Raw genomic sequence first — 9,296 nt, 5'->3', positions numbered from 1 at the left:
TGGGGAAGCCGGGCATCAGCGAGCAGCAGCTATCAGCTGCGGTGCAGCATGTGGCACAACAGGCTGGCGGCACCCTGGCTTACCCCACCATTCTCTCCGTACGTGGCGAAGTGCTGCACAACCATTACCATGGCAACGTGTTGCAGGAAGGCGATTTGGTGCTCAACGATTCAGGGGCGGAAACCGTTATGGGATATGCTGGCGATCTCACCCGTACGTTTCCGGCCGGCAGGGCATTTACCACCCAGCAGAAAGAAGCCTATCAGGTGGTATTGGATGCGCTTGCATCGGCTACGGCCGAACTCAAGCCCGGTGTCCGTTACCTCGACATCCACCTGCAAGCCTGCCGTATGCTTACCGAAGGGTTGAAAGCCCTGGGCTTGATGCGTGGGGACACGGAAGAAGCGGTGGCCGCAGGCGCCCATACTTTATTCTTCCAATGCGGTACCGGCCACCTAATGGGATTGGATGTCCATGACATGGAAGATTTGGGCGAACAGTATGTGGGTTACACCGATACGCTCCGCAAAGACACCACCACATTCGGTCTTAAATCGCTTCGATTGGGCAAGGAACTGGAAGCCGGCTACGTGCTGACCGTAGAGCCGGGTCTATATTTCATTCCGGAACTGATTGACCGATGGAAAGCCGAAAATGAACTCGCACAATTCATCGATTACAAAAAAGTGGAAACCTTCAGGGGATTTGGAGGCATCCGCGTGGAAGATGATCTGCTCATCACCGTAAACGGGCATCGGATACTCGGGAAGCCGTTAGCAAAAACGGTGGCCGAAATTGAAGAAATACGAGCCAGCATTTAATGTGGGAGGTTGAGCAAATCGCAAAAAGCAAAAAAACATGAATAGAATTAAGTTTCGAAACTACCTATATTGCTTCAGTGCACTGGCAGCGTTGTTATTTACGACTTTCGATATCGCCCGCGCGCAATTCGGGCAGCACGTGCACTGGTCCGCCGATGGAAACGCAATCATCAAGGTCATGGCGGGCGAAATTGTCCAAGAGGCAGTGGCCGATCCGGCGCGACGTACCGTGCTAGCTACCCAAGCCGACCTGACGCCTGCCGGAAGCGACACGCCATTGGCCGTCCGGCGGTTTTCATTAACGACAGACGGCAGTAAAATACTTGTCAATACCAATACCAAGCGCGTATGGCGTTACGACACCCGCGGTGATTATTGGGTATTCGACCGTGGCGATAAATCACTTACCCAACTCGGTAAGACCTTGCCCGAATCATCGCTCATGTACGCCAAGTTGTCGCCGGATGGAACGTTTGCCGCCTATGTGAGCGGCCATAATTTGTACATAGAGGCACTGGCCACCGGAACCATCACACCTCTTACTACCGACGGCGCCGACCGCATTATCCATGGCACGTTCGACTGGGCTTATGAAGAAGAGTTCGGTTGCCGCGACGGATTCCGTTGGTCGCCCGATGGGAAACGGATTGCTTATTGGACCATAGATGCACGTACCATCCGTAATTTCCTGATGATCAACAATACGGATTCAACTTACTCCTATACCATCCCCGTCGAATACCCAAAGGTGGGTGAAGCACCGAGTGCCGCATTCCTCTCTGTGGTAACCGTAGATAACGGCCATACGGTGAACATAGACGTCCCGGGCGACCCGGCACAGCATTATCTTCCTCGAATGGAGTGGGCAGCAGGTGGCAACGAACTGGTTTTCCAACAGCTTGACCGCAAACAACAAAAAAGCAACATCTACCTGGCCAACGCAACCAACGGCAACTGCAAGTTGGTTTATACCGAGGTGGACAGCGCTTGGATAGACAGCAAGGCCCGGTGGAATCACGACGATCCTACTGGCTGGATCTGGATAAACAGCGGAAAGGAATTTATCTGGGTCAGCGAGAAGGATGGCTGGCGGCACATCTACCGCATCGATCGCGAGGGGAATGAAAAGCGGATCACAGACGGCGACTACGACATCATGGGTATCGATTGCATCGATGAAAAAGAGGGCTATGTCTATTTCTCCGCATCACCCGATAATGCGACCCAAAAATACCTTTACCGAATCGGGTTGGACGGTGGTGAAGCCGATCGGCTAACCCCAGAGAACCGGGCCGGCACCCATAACTACACCATCTCACCTAACGGCAGGGTGGCCATCCATCGATACAGCAGCCATACCGCAAACCTATCCGGACATGTAGTCAGCCTCCCCAATCACCAAACCCGCATGGAGGGCGTCTATAGCGAGTTGCCAGCCGATGCCCCGAAAACCGAATTTTTCAGCATCACTACCGTCGACGGCGTAGAGATGGATGGCTGGATGGTCAAACCTACCAACTTCGATCCTAACAAAAAATACCCGGTAGTGTTCTATGTTTATGGCGAGCCGGCCGCACAGACCGTTACCGATCAATACGGGGTGGGCCGCAATAGGCTTTATAAAGGGAGCATGGCCGACGACGGCTACCTGTATATCTCCCTTGATAACCGTGGTACACCGGCACCAAAAGGGCGTGCGTGGCGGAAAGCCATCTATAAAAACATCGGTATAAACAACATCCGCGACCAAGCCATGGGCGCCCGGGAAATCCTGAAATGGCCATTCGTCGATCCCGATCGTATAGCCGTGTGGGGATGGAGCGGTGGTGGGTCGTCTACCCTAAACCTCCTATTCAAATACCCCGATATCTACCAGACGGGCATCGCCATCGCGGCGGTGGGCAATCAGTTGATGTATGACAATATCTACCAGGAGCGCTATATGGGGCTGCCGCAAGAGGACCGGAATCCCTTTATCGAGGGATCGCCCGTGACACACGCCCAGCATCTGCGCGGTAATTTGCTGTACATCCACGGGACCGCTGACGACAATGTGCATTACCAGAACGCCGAGTTACTCATCAACGAGCTAGTAAAACACAATAAACAATTTTCACTCATGGCCTACCCCAACCGTAGCCATAGTATCAGTGAAGGTGAAGGCACACAGGCCCACCTTTCCACATTATATACCGATTACCTCAAGCAGCATTGTCCGCCGGGTGGACGTTGATGTGTAATTAGATTTTAGATTTCTTTACGGTAAAAGAGAGCAAACAGCAAAACGGCAAAAAATGAAACTCCTATTAACGATAAGCTTATTAACGTGTACGTTTATGGATAGCCATGCGCAATTGCTGAAAGCCCGCGAGCTATTCGGTAGAGCCGACTCCCTCCGTGGCCAGCTTACACCGCTGCGCACATGCTACGACATCAATTATTATCATTTGGATGTACGTGTTGACCCCGACAACCGGTACATCGTTGGCTCCAATCTGTTTCTGTTTACGGCAACCACCGATTTCGACCGCTTACAGTTCGACCTGTTCGACAACCTACGCCTCGACAGTGTAAAATACCGCGGACAGCTGCTCCCTTTCGAACGGGAGTTTAACGCCGTGTTCATCGATTTCCCCAAACCTATCGGTGCCGGCCAGCTTGATTCGTTCATCGTATACTACGCAGGCCACCCCGTGCAAGCCAAACGGGCACCGTGGGACGGCGGCTTCGATTTCAAGAAAGACAGCAACGGAAAGCATTGGATTGCCACTGCTTGCCAAGGCTTGGGTGCCAGTGTATGGTGGCCCAACAAAGACCATCAGTCGGACGAAGTGGACAGTATGCTCATCAGCATCAGCGTACCCAATGGCCTCACCAACGTGTCTAACGGCCGACTCCGGGACAGCGAGGACCTGGGCGACGGCTATACACGTTTCAACTGGTTTGTAAGCAACCCGATAAACAATTACAACGTGGCGGCCAACATTGGCGACTACGTGCATTTTACGGATACATTTCAGGGGGAGAAAGGGGTACTCGACCTCGACTACTGGGTGCTACGCGAAAATGAGGCGAAGGCAAAAAAGCATTTCGATGCCAACGTAAAACCCATGCTCCGCGCCTTTGAATATTGGTTCGGCCCCTATCCGTTCTATACCGATGGATTCAAGTTGGTGGAAACTGCCCACTTGGGCATGGAACACCAAAGCGCCATCGCTTACGGCAACAAATACCAAAACGGCTACCTTGGCCGCGATGGGTCGGGCACCGGATGGGGCAACAAATGGGATTTCATCATCGTGCACGAAGCGGGGCACGAATGGTTCGGCAACAACATCACCTCAAAGGACCTGGCGGATATGTGGATACACGAAAGCTTCACCAACTACTCCGAATCGCTATATATCGACTACCACTTCGGTAAACGCGCGGGGCTGGAATACGTACACGGCAACCGGCGCGGCATCCAAAATCTCGCGCCTATCATCGGCAAGTACCAGGTAAACAACGAGGGATCCGGCGATATGTACAACAAAGGTGGCGTGCTGCACAACATGGTGCGTACCATCATCGACGACGACGGAAAATGGCGGCAAATACTCCGGGGTCTCAACAGCAAGTTCTACCACAGCACCGTAGACTATGACGATATTGTCAACTACATCAGCGAGCAGTCTGGAAAAGACCTCTCGAAGGTGTATGCACAATACGTGCGCTACGCCAGTATCCCAACACTCGAATTTACTTTCTCAGAAGATGGCAAGGCGTTCTGCCGCTGGATTGCTGACGTACGCGACTTCGATATGCCGGTACGCGTCCGTACCAAAGGAGGCTCTTATCAATTCATCCAGCCCACGCGGCAATTTACGCCCGTCAGCATCCCGGGGCTTACACGCGACAACCTCGACGTGGACACATTCAACTTCTACATCGGTGTTTTGGTGGAATAGCTTCGCTAATTGTTAATGAATACCACCTTGCGGTGGTCATACATACTCACTTCATTGATGAACCCACACAACTCCGTGTAGCGGTCAGCCGGATAAGTGCCCTCGCGCAATACCAGCAGACGTCGATAAGAAAGCTGGTTACCTGTCTGTTCCATGGTGAGCTCGAACCGGCCAAAAGGGCTGTCTAACGTGATTTTCCAGGGTCCGTCCACCACGGTATAGCCGTCCGGCAATGTATAGGTGAGGTGATCTTCATCCGTGAAGCCCCTATTTACATAAACTGCTTGTTTTCTATTATTTAAATCGGGTATGCTAAACTGCCTATTGAAAATATTGGGCAGCAAGAACGTCTGGGTACCGTTTGAGGGGGCATAGCGCGGCATAGTCACATCCAGGTTTTCTATAAGCGTCGGAGCGTCATCCACCTGCTTTTCGTAGTCGACATGCTCAAAGCCGATGTGGTCAATATCATAAGCATCCTTTAATAACTTCATTTGCGCGGCACCACTGCTTTCGGCTATCTCTAGATGGTTATCGTACTGCCCACCGGAAAAGATCGTGCGCATCTGGCCAGACACGGTGCCATCCTCGGCCAGTTGCAGGTCGGCATGGCGTTTTTGCGTACTTACCGGCGCAGCAAAGGTTGGGGTGCGCAATAGCTTCCCCCCTTCGGGCGTACAGGCCCAAACGGTCCGGTCGTCCGTAAACGACCCCAAGAAACCGAATGGCAGCCGCTGGCTGGTACATTCCAACCAAACGGTATCTTGCTCAAGCGGCACACATAGGATCACATGGTTCCCCTGATCCATACTGGCAAAATCAACCCGGATATCACGCTTGGCATTTCCTGCCTCCACTACACAATAATAAGAAGGGATATCCACCACTGCCAATAGCGCCCGCATGTAATTGACCAGCCCCTTGCAATCCCCGTAGCCAAGCCGATCAACCACTGCCGCCGCCGTAGGCTTAAATCCACCGATACCGATCTGCACACTCACATATCGGGTCTTGCGTTGCAGATAGCCATAGAGTGCCGCAGCTTTTTCCTTATCGCTCGCCAATCCGTCTACCAGCTTGTTAACCTCAGCGACCGTCTGCGCAGAAAGCTCCATTCCATCCGAAAGAAGTGCATCAAACATCCAACCACCGAGCTCTTCCCAATTGGTATACTGTCCGTTATGTTTATAATATTCAAAATAAACAGGAGCAACCCTTACGATCGTCTTATAGGTTTCTGGATCAGGACTGTAAGGCTCATACTGCCTTGCCGGGAGGTTATCGGCGGCCCACGTCGTGGCGTGACGGCCGTCATCCACATGATGTACCGGCTCGCCGGAGTAGTTCGTTACAATTACCCGCACCTCATCTTCTTCCGCACAAATAAACGTGTATTGGCTATGTTGCACCGCAACATCCCAATAGGCTTCCGGACGCCAAGCGGGGATAATCAAATTCTGTTTCCGCTCCACTTCGTAGCTATAGGCCACCGTATAGGGATAACCCGCCACTGCAGGGAGGAAATGCTTTACCCGGCTGTCTTCATACAACGAAAAATCGCTAACAGCGCTCTCATCCCGGCAATCGCGCTTCGTAAATTTCCGCAGTTGGAAACCCATCTCGTCATACACAGCCCCTGAAATTTGCTTAATCGAGGTAGCTTTGTCGTAGTGGATCACCAGCCGAGCCCGCTCCTCGCCAGCGGGATTGAAAACCGTGATGGCGCGGTCTACGCGATAGCGCACCTTGGTCGGCGAAATCATGTCGACCACGATTTCCTCGTGGCGGACCACGGCGTCGGCGCGACTTTTGAGCGTGGCAGGAATATGTGCCACCGCATAGTCCGACTGGGCAGTTGCACGCAACAGGCCCACCGATACGATTACCAATATCACTAATCCAACTCTCATTGCTCCCTCTTTAAACGCAAGACCACATCGATTTTTTCCTGCTGGATGATCCGGCTGAAAAATTCCTTTAACGCAAAATAACTTTCTGGCGGGTATGTGGATTTATTCAGTGCCAGCAATTGGGAAAAAGTCAATACGCTGTTATCCAGCTGGGTCTGCGAAAGGTAGCGACCGCCATTGTTTTCCAAAGCCATCCTGTAATCTTCAGGCTTGGCAACCAGTTCATAGTCCGATGGCAGTTCGATGCTCATCGATACGCGTACCTCACTGGCGGATCCCATATCTACGGGATAGGTACGCTCGTCTAGGTTGAACGGATTCTTATTTATCCGATTAATAAAAAACGGATTGAAAAACAGCTCCCCCGCCTGTAAGCTATCATATAATTTCACCGTAATGTCATAGTGTTCAACGAATGGCTTATCCAGCTCAGTCGCTCCCAAAACTTCACCCGATTCGATCTGGAGACCCGCAAGCTTCTCGTCGCGGTGTTCGACATATTCCGCTGTTGTATTGTAATCGGCCAGTTCCTTGCGTTTGCGCCAGGCGGCATAACCATAACTGTTCGTCGTTAGGCGGCCCCGCAATAGACCATCCGCCCCCAATTTAGCCGTCAACATATGTTGTGTGGTGGATTTCTGTGAAGATTCCGGGACGATCCAATACGAGGAGTCCTTCAAGCTGACGACGCGTGCCTTGCCGTTGATGCAATGCAATGGTAGCAATCCAAACGGCAATAATGGATCCGACGCATCCAGCAGGTAATAGGTATCGCCGATATTAACCTTGGCAATCACATAATTGAAATCACTGAGCACCGGATGCACATCGTTGACCAGGCCGTTATCGCGCGTGGAGAGGATGACGGCCTCCCCATCCAACCCAGCGGCACGCAGGCCGGCAATCAGGGAAAGATTGATGTCGCCGATATTCCCAGACCGCCGCTCCAATGCCTTGCTGACTCCGGATTCGCTGTATTTGCCCAAGTACCGATTCCATTTGATATGCCGCTGTATGTACTGGTAAATGGCCTTTGCTTTACCTAAATCGTCCAACGTACCCGTTAGGATGGTTGGTAAAATCGGTTTGAACGCATGGTCGTGCTTCATTTGTCGACCGAAATCGGCACGCGTTACCAATTCACGGTCCACATTTTTCCATTCCTTTGTAATCTTGATATTAGCCCCATTGAGCCTGTAAATATCGGAAAGCTCAAAGTAAATAGCTGATTTAAAATTACTTGGAGCTGTCATATAATCTTCAGATACAAATGCAGGTATATCTTTCATCCCATAGGTTATATGCGAGCAATCGATGTCACGGCCCACAATCCGGAACGCCCCTCGGGCAATCTTGGCATCCTGCTTATCGAGTGGATAAGGCCCCCGCAAAATAACATTATAGTGATACATTGCCGGGATAATGGCCTCAAACAAACTGTTGATTTTTGGGATGTCATCTTGTAGGTACCAGGTACGGAAATTGAAAATATGCGGCGATCGTAATCGATAACTGTATTCAATGATACAGCCATCTTGTAAATTAGGAAACGTAAATTTGGTGTGTGTGAGGTATTTACTTACCGCTTCGGTAAACAGTTGGTCCTTATCTAGCGGCACGGTCACCAACCTCCCCCCTTCCACGTTGATGGTCACGGCTTTCACTTCGGAAATCTCATCCGCCCGTTCGCCACTCTCGTCTTTATGCGTAGGTATCACGACCGTCGCGTGCCGATAGCCATCGCTATTGAAAATCTTTATACGTACATGGTATTCCACCACCAACTGGGTATAACCCCTCGTGTCGTCGTAAACCATGTAGGCTTTGCCGTATTCGTTCAATACGGCAGCATTCGAAAAACTGTCCAGGTCATTTTTTTCTAGTTTCAAGTCCCCTGCCGTAAGTGAACCGAAGACAAAATCTTGGCCATGAGCACACATACCCAGAAGCATTGAAAAAGCGAAGGCGAAGCAGGTTTTTACCATAGTTGAAGCAACAGATTAACGGATGAATATAAATCGGATATTGTGGATAAAGTTATCAGTTTTTTTGGTAGGTTTGCACATTATTTAAAAATCTTATCATATTTGCCGGATGGGCTTATTTAACTGGTTTACACAAGAAGTTGCTATTGATTTGGGTACGGCAAACACCCTCATTATCCATAATGACAAAGTGGTGGTGGATGAACCATCTATCGTGGCGTTCGACCGCACCACGAACAAGGTCATTGCCATAGGGCGCCAGGCCATGCAAATGGAGGGTAAAACGCATGACAACATCCGGACCGTAAGGCCTCTGAAAGATGGGGTCATTGCCGACTTCAACGCGGCCGAGCACATGATCCGTGGCATGATTAAGATGGTCAATAACGGCAAGGGCTGGTTTTTCCCGTCGTTGCGAATGGTCATTTGTATCCCCTCGGGGATTACCGAGGTGGAAAAACGGGCCGTGCGCGACTCTGCCGAAATCGCGGGGGCCAAGGAAGTGTATTTGGTGCACGAACCCATGGCTGCCGCCGTTGGTATCGGTATCGATGTCGAAGAGCCCATGGGCAACCTGGTGATTGATATCGGCGGTGGTACGACCGAAATCGCAGTCATTGCATTATCCGG

6 protein-coding genes are annotated in these 9,296 nt (G+C 51.2%); 4 read left to right on the top strand and 2 right to left on the bottom strand.

The window, feature by feature from the left end; all coding sequences use genetic code 11:
• From ACO1NT_RS12845 to ACO1NT_RS12835, 3 genes are all read left to right on the top strand, one after another.
• Positions 1-821, top strand: an 821-nt coding sequence (locus ACO1NT_RS12845; protein ID WP_449049046.1) for a M24 family metallopeptidase, incomplete at its 5' end; no start/stop codon positions are given.
• 37 nt (positions 822-858) lie between these two features.
• Complete coding sequence (locus ACO1NT_RS12840) at positions 859-3,054, top strand: S9 family peptidase (RefSeq protein WP_449049045.1); 2,196 nt, start codon at positions 859-861, stop codon at positions 3,052-3,054.
• Between the two features lie 61 nt (positions 3,055-3,115).
• Complete coding sequence (locus tag ACO1NT_RS12835; protein ID WP_449049044.1) at positions 3,116-4,771, top strand: M1 family metallopeptidase; 1,656 nt, start codon at positions 3,116-3,118, stop codon at positions 4,769-4,771.
• A gap of 5 nt (positions 4,772-4,776) precedes the next feature.
• Here ACO1NT_RS12835 and ACO1NT_RS12830 read toward each other — a convergent pair whose 3' ends face one another.
• Both ACO1NT_RS12830 and ACO1NT_RS12825 read right to left on the bottom strand, forming a co-directional pair.
• Positions 4,777-6,681 carry a DUF3857 domain-containing protein gene (locus tag ACO1NT_RS12830; protein WP_449049043.1) on the bottom strand — a complete coding sequence of 635 codons (1,905 nt, stop codon included), beginning with the start codon at positions 6,679-6,681 and terminating at the stop codon, positions 4,777-4,779.
• Complete coding sequence (locus tag ACO1NT_RS12825) at positions 6,678-8,570, bottom strand: transglutaminase domain-containing protein (RefSeq protein WP_449049041.1); 1,893 nt, start codon at positions 8,568-8,570, stop codon at positions 6,678-6,680. Before ACO1NT_RS12825 ends, ACO1NT_RS12830 begins: the two co-directional genes overlap by 4 nt.
• A gap of 205 nt (positions 8,571-8,775) precedes the next feature.
• Between ACO1NT_RS12825 and ACO1NT_RS12820 the strand changes: the two genes are divergently transcribed.
• The coding region (locus tag ACO1NT_RS12820) for a rod shape-determining protein (protein ID WP_449049039.1) at positions 8,776-9,296 on the top strand (521 nt) is incomplete at its 3' end.

It is taken from the genome of Parapedobacter sp., from assembly GCF_053550995.1.
The sequence above is the reverse complement of the archived record's forward strand: the minus strand, read 5'-3'. Positions and strand labels throughout refer to the sequence as shown.